A 1,742-nucleotide genomic window follows, 5' to 3' on the forward strand; every position below is an offset into this window, starting at 1 on the left:
CACCCCATCGGCGAACCGGCACGCCCCGGCACCCTCCACAGCACCTCCGGCGAGCCGGTTCGCCGATGGGGTGTGGTGCGTCGAGTTCGCCGGGCGGCAGCCCGAGGGTGGGGTCGCCGGGCTGGCCCAGGCCGTCGCGGGCGCCCTCGGGTGCCGGGGCGTGCCGGTTCGCCGATGGGGTGTGGTGCGTCGAGTTCGCCGGGCGGCAGCCCGAGGGTGGGGTCGCCGGGCTGGCCCAGGCCGTCGCGGGCGCCCTCGGGCTGCGGGACGACGCGCCCGCCGGGCTGCCGGGGCCCGGTGGCGCCGACGAGGCCGAGCAGCTCGCCGCCGCGCTGCGCGACCGCGGGGCCCTGCTCGTGTTCGACAACTGCGAGCAGGTCGTCGAGGAGGCCGCCGAACTGACCGACCGCCTGCTGCGGGCCGCCCCCGGCCTCCGTGTCCTCGCCACCAGCCAGGAGCCGCTCGCCCTCGCGGGCGAAGCGGTGTTCGCCGTCGAACCGCTGCTTCCCGCCGACGCCATGAGTCTGTTCGCGGAGCGTGCCGCCGCCGCGGCCCCCGGCTTCTCGCTGGACGGCCACGAGGACGCCGTGGCCGAGATCTGCCGCCGCCTGGACGGCATCCCGCTCGCCCTCGAACTCGCCGCGACGCGGGTCCGCTCACTCGGCGTCGCGGAGCTGGCCGCCCGTCTCGACGACCGCTTCCGGCTGCTCGACGCCTCGCGGCGGGGCGTTCCGGCGCGGCAGCGGACCCTGAGGGCGATGATCGACTGGAGCTGGGAGCTGCTGAGCGCCCCGGAGCGCACGGTCCTGCGCAGGCTCGCCGTGCACCGGGAGGGCTGCACGCTGGAGGCCGCCGAGGTGGTGTGCGCGGGGGACGGTGTGGCGCGGGAGGAGGTGTCCTCGCTGGTGGGCCGCCTGGTCGACCGTTCGCTCGTGACGATGGTGACCGGTCCTTCGGGGACGCGGTACCGGCTCCTGGAGTCCGTGGCCGCGTACGCCGTCGACCGTTTGCGCGACGCGGCGGAACTGGACGCCGTACGCGGCCGCCACCTGCGCCACTATCTGGACCTCGCCGAGCGGGCCGAGCCGCGTCTCCGCGACGCCGGACAGCGGCTCTGGCTCGAACGCCTCGACGCGGAGGCGGGGAACCTGCGGGCGGCGCTCGACGCGGCGGCCCGGGGCACCGGCTCCGAGGACGGTGCGGCGGTGCGGCTCGCCGTGGCGCTGGCCTGGTGGTGGCTGCTCAGGGGGCGGCTGACCGAGGGGCGGCGCGCGCTCTCCGCCGTACTCGGCACCGCGCGGGACCACGGTGACCTCCGGCTGCTGCGGGACGCGTTCGCACTGCTGACCGGCGAGCGAGCCACGCCGGAACCGGCCCCCGGCCACGCCCCCGGCCACGCGCGGCCACTGTGGCTGCACGCCTACGGCCTGTTCAGCGCCGGTCAGGTAACGGCCGCCGAGAAGACCAACGCACGAGCACTGGCCCTGGCGGAAGCGGTGGAGCAGAGTGCTGGGGCAACCGCCGAGGCAACCGTCGAGGCGCGATGGGTGGTTGCCGCCGCTCTTGGGCTGCGGGGCATGCTGACGCTGGGAAGCGGAGCGCCGACAGCTGGAGGGCCTGCGCATCGCGACGGAGCTGGGCCTCGCCTCGGACATATCCGCCCGCCTCTCCGGCCTCGGCCGCCTGGCCCTCCTCACCCGGCAGTGGGACCGCGCCCGCGACCTGCACACCCGCGCCCGGTC

At 76.8% G+C, this 1,742-nt stretch carries 1 protein-coding gene; it reads left to right on the top strand.

From position 1 onward, the window contains the following. Positions 1-179 precede the first annotated feature (179 nt). Positions 180-1,742, top strand: a 1,563-nt coding sequence (locus tag AB8Z36_RS40325) for an ATP-binding protein (RefSeq protein WP_440582134.1), incomplete at its 3' end; no start/stop codon positions are given.

It is taken from the genome of Streptomyces flavofungini, from assembly GCF_041028215.1.
Classification (GTDB): Bacteria; Actinomycetota; Actinomycetes; order Streptomycetales; family Streptomycetaceae; genus Streptomyces; species Streptomyces flavofungini_B.